This window comes from Sulfitobacter sp. CW3, assembly GCF_019392245.1.
Taxonomy (GTDB): domain Bacteria; phylum Pseudomonadota; class Alphaproteobacteria; order Rhodobacterales; family Rhodobacteraceae; genus Sulfitobacter.
The window spans coordinates 82,676-99,800 of the sequence record NZ_JAHXRL010000001.1 but is presented as its reverse complement, the minus strand read 5'-3'; the positions used below and the strand labels follow the sequence as shown (position 1 = coordinate 99,800).

Genomic DNA, 17,125 nt, shown 5'->3' with positions numbered 1-17,125 from the left:
ACAATGATGCCCCTTACGTAAACCCTATGCACGGCAATTGCGCGGCTTACCGCCCAAAGATACCACATGTAGGCTAAAAATAATACAAAGCTACCCTATCTTGTGTTCAATTGCCAGTTGAGCTGCCGCAAGTCGAGCGACAGGAACCCGGAAAGGCGAGCAGGAAACGTAGTCGAATCCTGCTTCTCGGCAGAATGCAATCGATTCGGGGTTGCCGCCGTGCTCTCCGCAGATCGACAGGGTGATGCCCGGTTGAGCCGCCCGCCCGCGCGATGCCCCCAGCTGCAACAGCTCGCCCACGCCGTCTTGGTCCAGCATATGAAACGGGTCTTCGGGGAACACCCCTTGCTGCACATAGGCCGACATGAACCGCCCCGCGTCATCGCGGCTAAGGCCGTATGTCATTTGCGTCAGATCGTTTGTCCCAAAGCTGAGGAACGAACAATGTGGTGCGATTTCACCGGCCCGCAGGGCGGCGCGTGGCGTTTCAACCATGACCCCCAACCGATAGGTAAAACTGGCCCCGCGTTCGTTGCGCACATCAGTAGCGATCTTGTCGATGCTGGCCTTGACCAGTTCAACCTCGCGCTTGGCGGATACCAGCGGGATCATGATCTCGGGCACCACAGGGTCGCCATCACGGCTGGCCTCGATCGTGGCTTCAAAAATCGCACGCGCCTGCATTTCGTATATCTCGGGCACGGTCACCCCAAGACGCACGCCGCGCAAACCCAACATCGGGTTATATTCCGACATCGCCTCGATCCGGCGGATCACGTCAGACAAGGGCAAATCCAACGCTTCGGCCAGATCGCGTTGCCCTGACCGGTTGGCGGGCAGGAATTCGTGCAAGGGCGGATCGAACAACCGTATGCACACGGGCTGACCCTGCATAATGCGGAAAAGTTGAATAAAGTCATCTCGTTGCATCGGCAACAGACGTTCCAACACCGCGCGGCGTTCTTCGCTGCTATCGGCAAAGATCATCTCGCGCATCACGGTCAACCGGCTGGGATCAAAGAACATGTGTTCGGTCCGGCACAACCCGATGCCATGGGCGTTGAAATTGCGGGCCGTCTGCGCATCGGCAGGTGTGTCGGCGTTGGCACGAATGCCAATATCCGCCGCCTCTTCCGCCCAATCCATCAGCTTCTGGAACGTCGCATCCAGCAACGCCTCAAGCATTTGCGCGGCCCCCGCCAGAACTTCGCCCTTGGTCCCGTCAATCGTGATCTCGTCACCGGCTTTGAACACGCGGCCATCCGGCGCGATGATCTGCCCCTTGACCAGATCAAATGTCATCGACGACGCGCCCACAACACAAGGCAGGCCCATGCCCCTCCCGATCACGGCGGCGTGGCTGGTGATCCCGCCGCGTTCCGTCAGCACCGCTTGGGCTGCGTGCATGCCGCGAATATCCTCGGGCGATGTTTCGCGCCGTACCAAAATGCACTTTTCGCCGCGCGCCGCACTGGCCTGCGCATCATTTGCGTTAAACACGATCTTGCCCGTCGCGGCACCGGGGCTGGCAGCGATGCCGCGCCCGATCAGGTCACGCTTGGTGCGCGGATCGACCTGCCGGTGCAGCAATTCCGTCAACGTGCGCGGCTGCACCCTCATCAATGCCTCTTCGCGCGAAATAATGCCTTCCTCGGCCAACGCCACCGCGATCCTGACCGACGCCCGCGACGACCGCGACACGCGCACACCATCAAGGATAAACAGCTCTCCATCCGAGATCACAAATTCCAGCTGCATTTCGGCACGCAACCGCACCCGCATCAGTTCCGCATTTTGCTTAAGCGTTTCAAAGGCTTCCGGCGCATGTTCCTCAAGCGAAGGACCACGGGGATCGCGTGTCAGATACATCGCATCTGCATCGCTTTGCAGGGCGTCACGCCCCTGGGACTGGCTTAGGTAGCGGCCCGTGATCTGCGGCAATCCGGTTTCGCTGTCGACCAGTTGCAGCACGCCCGACCCACACAGACCGGTGCCAACACCAAAGGCCATTTCCTGTACGATCAGACCCAGACCCGCATCAGCAGGCGCGCCTTTTGCCTGCCGCAACAGACGTGCCGAGGTGCCCTCCCATGCGCGGGCCATTGAACTCAGCACCGCCGTTAACTGCGTTACGCGGTCTTGGGGGAATACTTCTTCGGTCTCCAGTTCATAGGCGCTCAGGGATTGTTCCAACGCGTCGCGCCCGTCACCGATAATGTCGTCGAACATATCGGGGTCAAGCCGCGCAATGTTGACCGCATAGGATTGCACGAACCGCGTATAGAGCGCCGAGGCAGGCCCCTCGCCCATACGGTCGCAATAATCTTTGAACCGCGCATCGTTCATGCCGATGTTCAAAACAGCCCCCGGCCCGCCCCAATCAGGGTCCTGGCTGGATGGCCGTACACAAAGCAGCGCACCACGGGGAAATTCATTGGCCACGGCCTGCAAGTCGGGCATCCGGCCATGTGCGATCTCGCGCACCACATTGAACGGCAACGTGACCGTGCGCGGCACCGGCAAATCCAGACGCACCAGACGTTGCAAACATTTTGCCCGACCGCCATGGGTTTCCGTGGCGATCGGGGCGGTCTGGGTTACCAGCGTTGTCATGGGCGTTTTCTGCACTGCGGCACCTTTAGGTTTCTGCGCAGCATAGGCTTTCGGCGTTGTCTGGCAAGACTTGATGCATCCTGCCAGACCAAAGAAGCTGCGTGTTAGCCGTCGATTTTGGTCAGGTCCGCGACCGAGCTACAGATGGTGCGGATGCGACTAAGCAGGTTCAACCGGTTGCGCCGCACGGTGCTGTTGTCGGAATTCACCTGAACCGCATCAAAGAACGCATCAATCGGCCCGCGCAAAGACGCCATCGCGGACATGGCATCGGTAAAGTCTTGCGCCGCCATCGCCGGATTGATCTTCGCCTCTGCCGCGTCAAGGGCAGCGAACAGAGCGCGTTCCTCGTCCGTTTCGGCAAATTTGATGTCTGCACCATAGGAGTATTCGACCCCATCCGCCTCTTCCGCCTGTGACAGAATGTTGTTGGCGCGCTTGAAGCCCTGGATCAGGTTTTCCCCGTCATCGGTTTTCAGCGTTTCGCTTAGCGCTTTGGCGCGTTTGACCAGCAGCGTCAGGTCGTCATTCCCCTCCATCGCAATACAGGCGTCGATGATATCATGACGGACGCCTTGGTCCTTGAGGTAGACCTTGAGGCGGTCGTGAAGGAAGGAAAGGAGATCGTCTTCTTCCAAAATTAGAGTTTCATCGGATATTGTTTCACCAGTCTTTGTATCCACCAACTTTCCCATACCGTCGTCGGTATTTACGAAACGAAAACCATCTAGATAGGCCTTGGCTTTTTCCCTGTGGTCATCAGATATCCTACGGCGAATATTTTGCTCTGTCTTGGGTGACAGATTTAAGGCCTTTATCGCCTTATCAAACACCTCATCAGAATCTGCAATCTTCATGCTTTGATCTCGTGTGAAATGCTCGTGAAACCCCGAGTTCAACCTACCCCAAAGTAGAAGCTTCAAATCATTCTCAACCAAAATCCGAATAACCCCCAACGCCGCACGACGCAGCGCGAACGGGTCTTTCGACCCTGTCGGCTTTTCATCAATCGCCCAGAACCCTGTCAGCTTGTCGATCTTCTCGGCCAAGGCCACCGCGACGGAAACCGGCGCGGTTGGCACGTCGTCGGATGGGCCAAGCGGCGCGTAGTGGTCTTGGGCGGCGGCGGCAATCGCTTCGGACTTCCCAGCTGCTTGGGCATAATAACTGCCCATAAGCCCTTGAAGTTCGGGGAATTCATAGACCATTTCAGACGACAGATCGGCCTTGGCAAACCGCGCGGCCTCGCGGGCTTCGTCGGCATCGGCACCGACCATCGGGGCCAACTCGCCCGCCAACGCTTCCATGCGCGAGATCAGTTCGGCCTGTGTGCCCAGCTTGTTGTGGAAGGTGACGTTGGACAGACGATCGACCCAAGTCTGCATGCCCGCGTCAGACTTCGCGATGCGCAGGTCGTTTTCCCAAAAGAATTTCGCATCGGACAGACGTGCGGAAAGTACCTTTTCATTGCCCGCCAGAATGGTCGCGCCATCGTCAGCGGTGGTGCGGTTGGCGACGGTGACAAACCGTTCAATGCGGCCCGTCTTGGGGTTGCGCACGGAAAAGAACTTTTGATGCTCTTTCATCGAGGTCTGCAAAACCTCGGGCGGCAGATCAAGGAAGGCATCCCCGATCCGGCCCATCAACACGACGGGCCATTCGACCAGCCCTGCGACCTCGGCCAGCAGACCTGCGTCCTCGACCACTTCGAAGCCATTTGCAAAGGCCATATTGGTCGCGTCATGCCAGATCGCATCGCGCCGCTCGGCCGGGTCCAGCACCACAAAGGCGCGTTTCAGCTTGGCGGCGTAGTCGTCGAAATTGCTGACCGTAATAGTGTCAGGCGCAAGGAAACGGTGGCCGCGCGTGGTGGCCCCTGCTTCGATCCCGTCAACGTTCATCGGCACAACCTGCGCGCCATCTTCGGCAGACAAGATGCACAGAATGGAATGCAGCGGGCGCACCCAGCGCAAGGAACCGGTGCCCCAGCGCATGGATTTCGGCCATGGGAAGTTGCGGATCGTGGTTTCAAGCACCTCGGCCACGATCTCGGCTGCGGGGCGGCCCGGTTTTTTGATCATCGCGAACAGGATGTTGCCCTTGGGCGTTTCGCGTTTTTCCAACTGGTCGCGGGTCAGACCGGCACCGCGCAAGAACCCTTCGATGGCTTTTTCGGGCGCGTCAGCCTTGGGGCCTTTGCGTTCTTCGGTGATGGACGGGCTGGCGTCCAGCATCCCCTCGATGGTCAGGGTCAGACGGCGCGGCGTCGAAAACGCAGCGGCTGAGGCATAGGTCAGCCCCGCCTCGACCAAGCCATTGGTCACCAGTTTTTTCAAATCATCAGCGGCCCGCGCCTGCATCCGGGCGGGAATTTCTTCTGAGAACAGCTCAATCAGCAGGTCGGGCATCGGTGGTACCTTTCGGTTGCCGCGTTATATAGCACGGCTAAGATTTTTTGCGCTTCGCGCGAGGATATTTAAGAGCCAGAGAAGGCCCCTTATTGGCTGGGCTTCTCGGGGCAGGTTTCGCCCACAACGGTGCCGTCATAAGATTTTTCGCCACAATCGTTCAGCTCGTGCCAGATATAGCCGTGCCCGTCAGATGTAATCGCCACGACCCGGTCCACGCCGAAATGAACGTTCTTTTGGCCTAGGAACGTCTGGGCCGTGCCAGCATCAAGTGCGGCACCAATCGCCTTGGCGTCGAAACAGTCAAACCAGCCGGGCGCATTGCGCGGCTCGATCTTGTCTGTGGCCACGTAGGTTTCTGACAGCGTCGCAAGGCCAAGCGTGGTGTCAAAACAGGCCCGGTACCGGATCGGAGAGCTGTCCGCGTCAATGGCACGGAAGTTTTCTGTCGCGATGGGTTCAGGCAAGCCTGTTGCGAGCGACACCAGTTCGACGCCGTTTGGCGGTGTTGGGGCCTCGTGATAGTAGCCGTAGATCTGGAGGTAGTAGAGTGTCATGCCCGCAATCGCAGCTGCGGCCAGGATAACGCCCCCGACGAATTTACCATTCATGCTGCGTCCTCGGTCCAGCCGCCAGCGCGGGTTTGAACAAAAGCATCAGCGCAAGCTTTGGCCAAGGTCCGGACGCGCCCGATATAGGCCTGACGTTCGGTGACCGAGATAACACCGCGTGCGTCGAGCAGGTTGAAGATGTGGCTGGCCTTGATGCATTGATCATAGGCGGGATGCGCCATGATGATGCGCTTGCCGGTTTTGGGGTCAAGGGCGTCTTGGGACAGGATCGCGTTACATTCGTTTTCTGCTTCGACAAAGTGATCCAGCAGCACTTCGGTATTGGCCACGTCAAAGTTCCAGCGCGCGAATTCTTCCTCGGTCTGTTTGAAGATGTCGCCATAGGTCAGCGGGATCGGTGCGTCGGGGCTGTTGAACGGCATGTCCATGACGTGATCGACGCCCAGAACATACATCGCCAGACGTTCCAACCCATAGGTCAATTCGCCCGACACCGGATGGCAATCATGGCCGCCGACCTGTTGGAAATAGGTGAATTGCGACACTTCCATGCCATCGCACCAGACTTCCCAGCCCAAGCCCCATGCGCCCAAGGTCGGGCTTTCCCAGTCGTCTTCGACAAAACGGATATCGTGCAGTGCCATATCGATGCCAATCGCCTGAAGCGACCCCAGATACAGCTCCTGAAGGTTGGGCGGGCTTGGTTTGATCAAGACCTGATACTGGTAATAGTGCTGCAAACGGTTCGGGTTTTCACCATAGCGCCCATCGGTCGGGCGGCGCGATGGCTGCACATAGGCGGCAGCCCACGGGTTGGTGCCCAAGGACCGCAATGTGGTGGCCGGATGGAATGTACCTGCGCCCACTTCCATGTCGTAGGGCTGCAAAATTGCACAGCCCTGCCGCGCCCAATAGGTTTGGAGGGCAAGGATGATTTCCTGAAAGGAACGGGGGCGCTGAACCGGATCGGACATGGGATAAAAGCCTTTACTGCTGCGCGCCTTTCCTACGGCGCGCTCGGCCAAGGGTCAATTGGCAGCTTTATGATGATTTCATACGTAACCACCATGGCATTCCACCCTCGTTCCTGTTTATCTGCTTTGAACTTAAACGCACGAGAGCAATTCCACCATGAAGCGATTGATCGCGGCCCTGTTTGCCACACTACTTCTGACACCTTATTCTTTGATGGCCCAATCCGCGAGCGATGTGGTTTGGCTTCAGGTCGAAGCGCAGCCCACTCTGGCGGGCGCAACCCAGCGGGCCCAAGCCTATAGTGCCACCATCGAGGATGTGAACGGGTTTTCGCTGGGCGGCGGCTGGTATGCGATTGTGGTAGGCCCCTATCGCCGCGATGATGCAGAACTGCTCCTGCGCGGTTACCGCCGCGAGGGTTTGGTGCCTGGTGACAGTTTCGTGCAGATCTCTAGCCGGTTTAAACAGCAATATTGGCCAGTCGGCGCGAATGTGCTGAACATCCCGCTGATTGCCCCGATCGAACCCGATGTGGCCGCTGAAGACCCAGCCAACCCCATTATTGAAACCACACTGCCCCCCGTTGACGCAGACACGCAGGCCGAGGCCGAGCCATCCGAGACCGCAACAACGGCAATCCTGCCTGAACCACCCATCGATGAAACGGTATCCGAAGCCCGCAGCAGCGAGCGTGCGCTAACCCGTGAAGAGCGGCAGCAGTTGCAAATCGCCCTGCAATGGGCGGGTTACTACGACAGCGCCATCGACGGCGCATTCGGGCGCGGCACACGGCAGTCGATGGCAGATTGGCAAGCCGCCAATAGATATGACGCCACAGGCGTGCTGACCACTTTGCAACGTGCAGCCCTGAACAAGCAATATAATGCGGTGCTTGAGGGGCTTGGCCTGCAACGGGTCCTCAACACGGACGCGGGCATTGAAATGCTCTTGCCCACCGAAGTTGTGGCTTTCGAAAAGCTGGAACCGCCGTTTGTGCAATACAATGCCACAGGCGATATCAATGCGCGCGTTTTGCTGATCAGCCAAGCGGGAGACCAAGACACGCTGCTTGGCCTATACGAGATCATGCAAACCCTTGAAATCGTCCCCCAGAACGGGCCGCGTGAACGCAAATCCAACAGCTTTGAGCTGATCGGGGAAAATGGCAGCTTTATCAGCCAGACCCAAGCATCGCTGGAAAATGGCGAAATCAAAGGCTTTACCCTTGTCTGGCCCGCCGGTGACGAAGACCGCCGCCGCCGTGTGATGTCAGAGCTGTCCCAAAGCTTTACCCGTATTCCCGGCGTGTTGGATGCAGCGGCCGGGGGCGGTGACGATCAGGCGATTGATCTGGTGTCAGGGCTTCAGGTGCGCCTGCCCAAGCTGTCAAGCTCGGGCTTTTTCATCGATGGTGCCGGGACGATCGCAACCACATCGCAAGCAGTGCAAAACTGCGGCCGTATGACGCTGGACGATGAATCGGAGCTGAGCGTGATTGCGGATGACCGCGCCAACGGCATTGCCCTGCTCAAGCCCAGTGACCGGTTGGCCCCGATGAACGTCGCGACCTTCAACACCATCCTGCCACCGCTGCAATCGGAAATCGCGGTTGCCGGTTTTCCGTATCAAGGCGTGCTGGGGGCTGCGACCGTGACATATGGCGCGTTGGCCGATGTGCGCGGATTACAGGGCGAGAACAATGTCGTCAGGCTTGAACTTGTCTCGCAACCCGGTGACGCGGGCGGACCTGTTTTTGACAGTAATGGTCAGGTCTTGGGTATGCTGCTGCCGCGCAACGATGGCGCGCAACAACTGCCCGAAGACGTGAACTTTGCCCTTGATGCCGCGCAGATCAGCGATGTGGCACAAATGGCGGGCATTGCCGTTCAAACAACCCAAGGGACAGGCCCCCTGCACCCCGAAGATTTGCGCGCCAAAGCCAAGGCCATGACCGTGTTGGTCAGCTGTTGGGAATAACACAAGCGACCGGGCGCGGAATTTTCAAAAATTCCGGCCCGTTTTTTTTTCGAAAAAAACGTCTTAGCCTGTGATGTCAGGTGTTAAGTAAATCAGCGTCGGGCGACCGGCGTTGAATGCCTGTTTCAGCACCTCGGGCAGCTCGCTCAGCGTTTTGGGGGCTGCGGACAAGGCACCAAACGCTTCGGCCAGTTTGCAAAAATCCGGATTATGCGCGACCACTGCATTGGGTGCGATCTGGGCGCGGACCATACTGTCTTCGATTTCACCCAGCTTGCCGTTGTCCCATAGGATGATGGGCAGTGACAGACCCAGTTCCACAGCAGCACCGAGTTCCTGCATGGTATAGTGAAAGCCGTAATCCCCGATGATCGCCAGCGTGGGCGCATCAGGCCGCCCGATCGCGCCACCGATGGCCGCAGGGGTCGCATAGCCCAATGTGCCAAACCCGTAAGGGTGATGCCAATGGCCGGGTGCGTCCATATCCCACACCTCTTTGGCGGCATAGGCGAATTGCGTCATGTCGGAATAGATCATGGCATCCTTGGGCACCGCCGCTTGCAGGGCGTCGATGACCGGAAGCAACCCGGGGCGCTCGGCTTCAATCTCTGACCGCCAGCGCGCGCGTGCAGCCACGACTTCTTGCGCGGTCCAGCCCGACTGGGGCCGGTCAATGTCCATCTCGCACAAGCGCGACACAAACGCTGCGGCATCGCCTTGGACCTGAACCTGCGCCTGTTGCGCGTCGGTCAGCACGGTTGGGTCCACATCGACCCGCACCAATGGCGCGGTGTGCCCCAGATGCGCACGCCAGATGTCCACCTCGGCCAGTTCGGTGCCGACGGCGATGACCAGATCGGCACTGGCGATCACATCGGCGCTGCCGGGCCGTGCCAAGGTTGATCCAAAGTGCAAGGGCGCATCGGGTGCGACCACCCCGCGACCGGCATAGGTGGTGAACGACGCAGCGCCTGTGCGGCGCATTAGGGTATTCACGTCACCTGCCCCCTTTGCCCCGCCACCGAAAACGAACAACGGGCGTTTGGATGCCATCAACAGATCACAGACCTTTTCTATATCCTGCGGCGTTGGCCCCAAGGGACGCGTTGTTTTATCCCCTGATGGGGCATGGCCTTGTGCTGCTGCCTCGAGCACCACAATCGGCACCTGAATATGCTTTGCGCCGGGGCGCTGCGTGGTAAATTCGCTCAGCGCGCGGTCGATCAATGTATAGGCGGCACCGGCTGTGCGCGCTTCCTCTGACCAGTCACAAACAGTGGCGGCGGCGGCTTGTTGGTCTTTCATCTGATGCAGTTGGCCTTTGCGGGCCGCGGTTTCATCCAGACAAGACGACAACACCAGCAAGGGCACAGAATCGCTGGTGGCCTGGCCCATGGGCGTCATGATATTGCACAGCCCCGGACCGGTGATCACATAGGCCACACCCGGTTTCCCCGTCGCCCGCGCATAGCCATCGGCCATAAAGCCGGCACCTTGCTCATGGCGGGCCAGCACATGGGTCAGGCCGGATTCTTCGATCCCGCGGTACATTTCCTGATTGTGCACGCCGGGGATGCCAAAAATCACCTCGACCCCGCGATCCTTTAGCATATGCGAGATTTGCGCGCCCAAGGGGCGGGTTTGCACGGTCTTTGTCTTGGCCATCAGGCTCTCCAGAATTTAAAGGTGAGGATGACATACACCGCCATCAGTTCGAGCCGCCCGAACAACATTGCAGCTGTCAGGATCCATTTTGCCGGATCATTTAGCGTGCTGAAATTGCCCGCAGGTCCGATGATATCGCCCAGACCCGGCCCGATATTTGCCAGCGCGGCCCCTGCCCCCGATACCGAGGTCACGAAATCCAGACCCGTCATGCTAAGGGCAACCGCAACAAGGCCCAGCGTCAGGGTGAAGAACATGAAAAACGACATGACGGATATCATGACATCGCCGCTGATCGGGCGGCCGTCATAGCGCGGGGTGAACACGCCGTGGGGCGACCTGATGCGCTGCAACTGCGCGCGGATCGACGCAAAAAGCAATTGATAGCGGAAAATCTTGATCGAACAGGCCGTTGATCCCGCGCAGCCGCCGATCAACCCGGTGAAAAAGAACAGCGCAATGGGAAACGATCCCCATTGCATATAATCCACCGACGCATAGCCCGTGCCCGATATGATCGAGGTGATGTTGAACAGTGACTCGCGCAGGGATTGTTCCCAATGCTGCGGGAACACCCCTTGGATCGAGATAAAGATCAAGATCACCAGCACGAATACCACCATGATAAACCCGCGCACCTGCGGGTCACGGTGCAGCGCCATGGGATGTCCGTTCAGCAGCTGCACATACCGCACAAAGGGCAGCGCCGCGAGGATCATAAAGAACGACGCCGCATATTCGGCCGTCCCCGAAAACGCCCCAAAAGACGCGTCATAATTCGAGAAGCCCCCCGTCGAAACCGTCGTGAGCGCATGCACAGTCGCATCGAACAAATTCATCCCAAGCGCCAGATAGGTCAGCGTGCAGGCAAAGGTCAGCCAGACATAGATAACCGAGATCTGGCTGGCGATCTGACCCGCACGCGGCAGGATTTTCCCAAAGGTATCAAATGCTTCGGATTTGAAGATCTGCATACCACCGACCCGCAATTCGGGCAGGAACACCATCGCGACCACGATGATACCGATTCCACCCAGCCATTGCAGGATACCGCGCCACAACAACAGCCCTTTGGGCAACCCATCCAGCCCGGTGAAAACGGTCGATCCCGTGGTGGTCAGACCCGACATCGCCTCGAACACTGCATCAACGAACCGTGCTTCTGTCGCGCCCAGCATAAAGGGCAATGCCCCAAACAACGGCAGCATCACCCAAACGCCCGTGGTCAGCAAAAATGTCTGTTGGATTGTCAGGCCTTCTTTGACGCCGTTGGCGCAGGCCAGGGCAATCATGCTGCCCCCCAAAAAGGTGATCAGCCCTGACTCGACAAAGACGGGCCAATGCCCGCGTCCTTCGGCGATATCGACAAGCATCGGCACAATCATCGCAATGCCCAGCACGGCAAGCAAAAGCCCGATCACATATCCAACTGGTCGCATATCTAACATAGGGGCAGCGTTGGCGTGGCAAAGCGGCGGTGTCAAGGATCAGGCGACCCGAAAACGAAAACGGCCCGCGCTGATGTCAGCGGGGCCGCATATTCTAACCGGGTGGACCTGCTTAGATGTAGTACAGGTCGCGGAATACGTGGTGAACGATATCGTCGCGTTTGATGCCCATTTTGGCCAGCTCTGCGTCGGATTTTGCGTTCAGCATTTCGACCTTGTTCAAGCGGCTCGAATTGCTGCTCGCGGCGATCATTGCATTGCCAATGGCGGCAAAGAATGCCCCGATTGCTGCAAATGGTGATTTCAAGGAGACGCCACCGGTGTTGGAAACTGTGCTGGTATAAGCCATGATAGACCTTTCTTTGCTAGGCGTTCCGCCTGTTACGCTCTGTTGACTTCAATATATAGCGCCCGAACAGGATGAGAACTGTCCATTCTGCATAGCAGCATCCCGATTACGCTGCATCGCAGCATAAACAGCGCCAAAAAATCACCAGACGTGTAAAAACACCGCATAAAATTCATGCAGTGTAAAAACTCGGGCTATTTTTGCAGTGTCAGATCAGCCGACGTGAAACAGCGTGGTGAACAGCTTGGGATCGATGCTTTGCGCGGCAAACGTGTCGCCTTGGGTCAAAATGCTGATCGCATCATGACTGTGCAGGCTTTCTTGGTGGCTTGCTACGACACGGAAATCACCGATGCGGGGGTCCGCTTGCAACTGCTCGCAGAACAGACGCGCGGCATCTTCGACAAAGATCGGGTTGGCGGCGTTCAGCTCGGCAAAGGCCTGTTCATCTTCGCGTTTGACCATCACTTGGGTCTCGGTCGGCACCGCACGGCGGGCCGCCTCGATCAGGTCTTCGAACCACAGGCAATCCTGATCGCAATTCACATCCACCGATATACGCGCCACGGAGCGTTGCGAATGCGGCGTGGCCAATTGCCCGCGTGTGGCGCGGGCATGTTCGGACAGTTCCAGCGAACAGGGGCAGGTCGACGAATAGACATAGTCCAGATGCATGATCTTTTTGCGCACGCCGGCGACTTCAACCAGCTCCAGCGCGATATCGTAATACTGGTAGCCCGACAGGCCAGACCGCAGGCTTTCGATCTTCATCGGAAAGGAAAACCGCATTTGAATGCGCGCATCCAAGCTTTCCAGATCGGTCTTATAGTCATCAAGCGCGGCTTCCATGACCTCAAAGCTGAACGTCCGGTCGCCATGCTTGTAAAAGCTGCGCATGATGCGGGACATGTTGATGCCCTTTTTATCCGCCTCAAGGCTGACCGACCCGGTCACCGAAGTTTCAAGCGTCAGATCGCCATCATCACGGGTGTGAAACCGCAGCGGCAAACGGAAATTCGATATCCCCACATGCTGGATCTGTTGCTTGGCCCCGCGGATCAGGCTGGACGGGCCGTTTTGCAGGTCAGGCAAAGTCGCCTTGTAGTTATCGCCCACGGCAAAATCATCGGGGTAGATTCGGTTGAATTCGGGGTAGTCTTCACCCTTGCTTAACAGCCGTGCCAAAGCTGGGTCCAATGCGTCGATATCCGACGGGCTGGCCTTGGACGCCCACGCGCGCAAGGTATCCAGCGCTGCGGTAGCGGCGTCACGGTCGGGTCTTGTGGAACCAGGTACGATAACATTCATTATAAAAGCCCCCCTTAGTAGCTGTACTGTACATAAGGCAATTTCCGCACAATTTCCATCAAACTACTGACAATAGTGGAAAACCGCCCCCGAATCTTAGGCGGACTGCTCTAGCGCCTGTTTGATATCCGCGATCAGATCGTCCACATCCTCAAGCCCTGCTGACATGCGCACCATCCCATCGGTGATGCCCAAGATGTCTTTTTGCTCCTGTGGCAACCGCTGATGCGTCGTTGTGGCCGGATGGGTGGCAATGGATTTCGCGTCGGCAAAGTTGTTGGAAATGGTCACCAACTGCAATGCGTTCAGGAACTTGAAACAAGCCTCTTTGCCGCCCTTCACCTCGATCGCGAAAACAGTGCCGCCTGACGGGGCCTGCGCCAGGGCCAGATCGTGCTGAGGGTGCGACGGGTGCGTGGGATAGCGCACCGCATGCAGGCGGGGATGGCCGTCCAGTGCGTGCGCCAATTTCAACGCGGCATCGGATTGCGCCCGCACGCGCAGATCAATGGTTTCAAGCGCTTTCAGGTGGGTCCATGCGGTGAACGGGTTCATCGCGCCGCCTGTGTGCTTCATATAGGCCTCGATCGGGCCGCGGATCAGTTCTTTGGTGCCGCAGATGGCACCGCCCAGCAGACGCCCCTGCCCGTCCACATGTTTCGTGGTCGAAATGATCGCGATGTCTGCGCCACATTCGCGAGCATAGGAATAGACCGGCGTGGCCATGGCATCATCGGCCAGCACCAACGCGCCAACGGAATGGGCCTTGGCCACCACGTGACGCATGTCCACGATTTCCAATGTCGGGTTCGATATGCTCTCGAAGAACACCAGCCGCGTGTCGGGACGGATTGCCGCATCCCATGCCGCATTATCAGTGCCGTCAACCAATGTGATCTCGACGCCAAAGCGCGCAAGGATGTCTTCGAGCACATAAAGGCATGACCCGAACAGCGCGCGTGCAGCAACCACATGATCGCCAGCTTTCAGCAACGCCGTCAGCGCCCCGCTTACCGCTGCCATACCCGATGTACAGGCAAAGCAGTCCTCGTATCCCAGCATGCCCGCGATACGGTCTTCGAACATGCGCACGGTAGGGTTGCCATAACGCGCATAGATGAATTCATCATCGCCCAGCGATTGGAAACGTCCCTCGGCCTGTTCGGCAGTCTCGTAGACGAACCCTTGGGTCATGAACATCGCCTCGGACAGCTCGTTATATTGGCTGCGGCGGGTGCCCATGTGAATGGCCTTGGTGCGTGGCTTCCAATCGTTGCTCATCTTTATCATCCTTCTGACCCGACGGTTCGGGCATAAAAAAACCCCAGACGCGGTCAAGCGAAAGGGGGCTTTCATCCTGACCTTTTAGCGGTATTTCAGCAGGTCGCCCTGCCCGTGGCCCGCAATCCGGTAACAAATCGCCACGCCACATCTGCTACGCCTGTGCGGCGCTTACGTCAACAGCCAGCAGTTGCGCGTACTGCGCTTTCCCTTGTGGTCGCCCAAGAAACGCGCAGTATGCGAACAACATGTGTTTCCAAAAGGTAGCTTTTTCATGACCGCCCCCATCGATCTGTATTACTGGCCCACGCCAAACGGCTGGAAAATTTCCATCGCGCTCGAGGAAATGGCCCTGCCCTATGAGACGCATCTGATCAACATCGGTGCAGGTGATCAGTTCGCCCCTGAATTTCTAAAGATTGCGCCCAACAACCGGATGCCCGCGATTGTTGATCCGGACGGGCCAGATGGTGCGCCGGTGTCGATTTTTGAATCCGGTGCGATCCTGCAATATCTTGCCCGCAAAACTGGCCAGTTCGGAGGAACGACTGACCGTGAAAAGATCGCCGTTGAGGAATGGCTGATGTGGCAGATGGGCGGGCTTGGTCCGATGGCGGGGCAAGCACATCACTTTTTGAAATACGCCCCTCACATGGATCCACCCAATGATCTGCCCTATGCCAAAGACCGCTATCGCAGTGAAACGGCGCGGCTATATGGTGTGCTGGACCGTCAACTGGCCAAATATGAATTCGTCGCAGGTGATTTCGTGTCGATTGCCGATTTCGCGGTATGGGGCTGGGCGTCGCTGTGGGAAGGCCAACAGCAAACGCTGGACGACAAACCCCACATGGCCCGCTGGCTGGATCTGATGGGCGCGCGCAAGGGCGTGCAAGCAGGCCGGGCACTTTATGCGGAAAAGCGTGGTGATTTTCGCGCCGACAAAGATGCGCAATCGACGTTGTTCAAAACCAAATAACACGGGTCGTGGCGCAGAGGTATCAGGTTTCGTCTTGGTCGATGCTATAGGTTTGAAACAACTTGCCCTGCGCCATGAAAAACGCAAACACCGCCGCCGTCAGGCCGAAGGTTTTGAAATAGACCCATGTTTCGGTACTGGCAAAACGCCAGATCAATTCATTCGCCAGCGCCAGCCCGAAAAAGCAGAACATCAACCGCTTGGTTAAAATCATCCACCCCGCGTCTTGCAGGGGCATCATTTCTTCCATCACGTATTTCAGATAGGACTGCCCACGCGCCAGACCGATGGCCAGCAAACCGCCAAACAGCAGGTAAATCGCGGTTGGCTTCATCTTAAAGAACCGCTCGTCATTCAGCCACACGGACAGCCCACCGAACAAGGTGACCAAAATCACCGTCGCCACCTGCATCCGACTTAACTTGCCGGTCAGCGCCCAAAGCGCGCCCGTAGCCAAGATCAACAGCGGGACAAAAGCTGCCGTAACAAGAATAAATCCGCTGTATTCCGTGCCCCAGACTGTGAACACATCATCCTTATAGCGCAGATAGGCGGCAAAAAAGATCAGCACCGGGCCGAACTCTAGGGCCGATTTCAGCAGCGGGTTGATCTGGCGTTGTTCGGTCATCTTATTCTCCAATTATCCGCCCATTTCGACGATCACAGCACCTGCCGCGATCAGCGCCATCAGCGCCACGCGGCGCGGGCCTACGGTTTCTTTCAGGACCAACCAGCCGATAACGGCCGCAAATACGGTCGAGGTCTCGCGCAGCACTGCGGCCTCGCCTACCTTGTCCAGCCTTGTGGCCAGCATGATCGACCCAAAGCTAAAGAACGCCACAAATCCGCCAGCCACCCCGCGTGTCATCAACGGGCCAAGGGCGGGCGGGTTGGGCATGGTCACATAGCGCCGCCATGCAATAACGGGCATCACCAGCCCGTCGATCATGAAAAACCACGCCAAAAAGGTGAACGGGCTTTGCGTTGCGCGAATGCCGTAGGCGTCAAAGGTGGTGTAAAGCGCCACAAACAGCCCCGTCATGACCGCCAGTGCAAGCGCCACATTCAATGTGTCCCGCTCGGATACCAGATAGACCATATTATACAGCGCCAGCCCAAAGATGCCCGCCATCAGCACCCCGACGCCCATCCACTGGATCAGGGTAAAGCTCTCGTTAAAGATCAGATAGGCACCGATCACCGTGAACAGCGGCCCGGTGCCGCGCACCACAGGATAGACGACCGTATAGGCCCCCTTGGTATAGGCCCAAGCCTGCAACACTTTGTAGACGACATGGATCGCGAACGCGCCTGCAAAGATCACCCACATATGCGGTTCGGGCCAAGGCACGACAAACAGTGCAAAGGGGGCCGCCATCACGCCATATGAAAAATCGATCGCTCCACGGGTCAGCCACGGATCATGCCGCCCCTTTTGCAACGCCCCGAACACCGCATGCAAAAATGCGGCCAGCAACGCCAGATATAGGGCCATCTGATGCCCCATAGCCGTGCCTTCGATCTGAGCAAGCCATTCGGTCACGGGCATA

At 57.9% G+C, this 17,125-nt stretch carries 13 protein-coding genes; 2 read left to right on the top strand and 11 right to left on the bottom strand.

The window, feature by feature from the left end:
* Positions 1–90: 90 nt before the first annotated feature.
* The 4 genes from KZZ06_RS00390 to KZZ06_RS00375 form a co-directional block, all read right to left on the bottom strand.
* Complete coding sequence (locus KZZ06_RS00390; protein ID WP_219578056.1) at positions 91–2,613, bottom strand: putative PEP-binding protein; 2,523 nt, start codon at positions 2,611–2,613, stop codon at positions 91–93.
* Positions 2,614–2,717: 104 nt separating this feature from the next.
* The gene (gene glyS / locus KZZ06_RS00385) at positions 2,718–5,021 is read right to left on the bottom strand and encodes a glycine--tRNA ligase subunit beta (RefSeq protein ID WP_219578055.1); all 2,304 of its coding nucleotides are present in this window, start codon (positions 5,019–5,021) and stop codon (positions 2,718–2,720) included.
* Positions 5,022–5,110: 89 nt separating this feature from the next.
* Positions 5,111–5,632, bottom strand: coding sequence for a DUF6446 family protein (locus KZZ06_RS00380; RefSeq protein WP_219578054.1), 522 nt, complete (start codon positions 5,630–5,632; stop codon positions 5,111–5,113).
* Positions 5,629–6,567, bottom strand: a complete 939-nt coding sequence (locus KZZ06_RS00375; RefSeq protein ID WP_219578053.1) for a glycine--tRNA ligase subunit alpha — start codon at positions 6,565–6,567, stop codon at positions 5,629–5,631. The genes KZZ06_RS00380 and KZZ06_RS00375 overlap by 4 nt, the downstream gene beginning before the upstream one ends.
* Positions 6,568–6,724: 157 nt before the next feature.
* Here KZZ06_RS00375 and KZZ06_RS00370 point away from each other — a divergent pair, with 157 nt between their 5' ends.
* Positions 6,725–8,545 (top strand): serine protease, encoded by a 1,821-nt coding sequence (locus tag KZZ06_RS00370; protein ID WP_219578052.1) that lies wholly within the window; start codon positions 6,725–6,727, stop codon positions 8,543–8,545.
* A gap of 63 nt (positions 8,546–8,608) precedes the next feature.
* On the opposite strand, the gene KZZ06_RS00365 is transcribed toward KZZ06_RS00370, so the two are convergent.
* The 5 genes from KZZ06_RS00365 to KZZ06_RS00345 form a co-directional block, all read right to left on the bottom strand.
* Complete coding sequence (locus tag KZZ06_RS00365) at positions 8,609–10,210, bottom strand: 5-guanidino-2-oxopentanoate decarboxylase (protein ID WP_219578051.1); 1,602 nt, start codon at positions 10,208–10,210, stop codon at positions 8,609–8,611.
* Entirely contained in the window at positions 10,210–11,658 is a 1,449-nt protein-coding gene (locus tag KZZ06_RS00360; protein WP_219578050.1) for a TrkH family potassium uptake protein, read from the bottom strand. Before KZZ06_RS00360 ends, KZZ06_RS00365 begins: the two co-directional genes overlap by 1 nt.
* A gap of 112 nt (positions 11,659–11,770) precedes the next feature.
* Positions 11,771–12,007: a hypothetical protein gene (locus tag KZZ06_RS00355; RefSeq protein WP_219578049.1), complete on the bottom strand. Its 237-nt coding sequence runs from the start codon at positions 12,005–12,007 to the stop codon at positions 11,771–11,773.
* 213 nt (positions 12,008–12,220) lie between these two features.
* Positions 12,221–13,315 carry a GTP cyclohydrolase FolE2 gene (gene folE2, locus KZZ06_RS00350; RefSeq protein WP_219578048.1) on the bottom strand — a complete coding sequence of 365 codons (1,095 nt, stop codon included), beginning with the start codon at positions 13,313–13,315 and terminating at the stop codon, positions 12,221–12,223.
* A 96-nt stretch (positions 13,316–13,411) separates the two neighbouring features.
* Positions 13,412–14,596 carry an aminotransferase class V-fold PLP-dependent enzyme gene (locus KZZ06_RS00345; RefSeq protein ID WP_219578047.1) on the bottom strand — a complete coding sequence of 395 codons (1,185 nt, stop codon included), beginning with the start codon at positions 14,594–14,596 and terminating at the stop codon, positions 13,412–13,414.
* A 274-nt stretch (positions 14,597–14,870) separates the two neighbouring features.
* Here KZZ06_RS00345 and KZZ06_RS00340 point away from each other — a divergent pair, with 274 nt between their 5' ends.
* A complete protein-coding gene (locus KZZ06_RS00340; protein WP_219578046.1) occupies positions 14,871–15,575 on the top strand; it encodes a glutathione S-transferase N-terminal domain-containing protein in 705 nt (234 codons plus the stop codon).
* Between the two features lie 22 nt (positions 15,576–15,597).
* Here the strand turns inward: KZZ06_RS00340 and KZZ06_RS00335 are convergent, their stop codons facing one another.
* A complete protein-coding gene (locus KZZ06_RS00335; RefSeq protein ID WP_219578045.1) occupies positions 15,598–16,203 on the bottom strand; it encodes an inner membrane-spanning protein YciB in 606 nt (201 codons plus the stop codon).
* A 12-nt stretch (positions 16,204–16,215) separates the two neighbouring features.
* Positions 16,216–17,118: a DMT family transporter gene (locus KZZ06_RS00330; protein ID WP_219578616.1), complete on the bottom strand. Its 903-nt coding sequence runs from the start codon at positions 17,116–17,118 to the stop codon at positions 16,216–16,218.
* Positions 17,119–17,125: the final 7 nt, after the last annotated feature.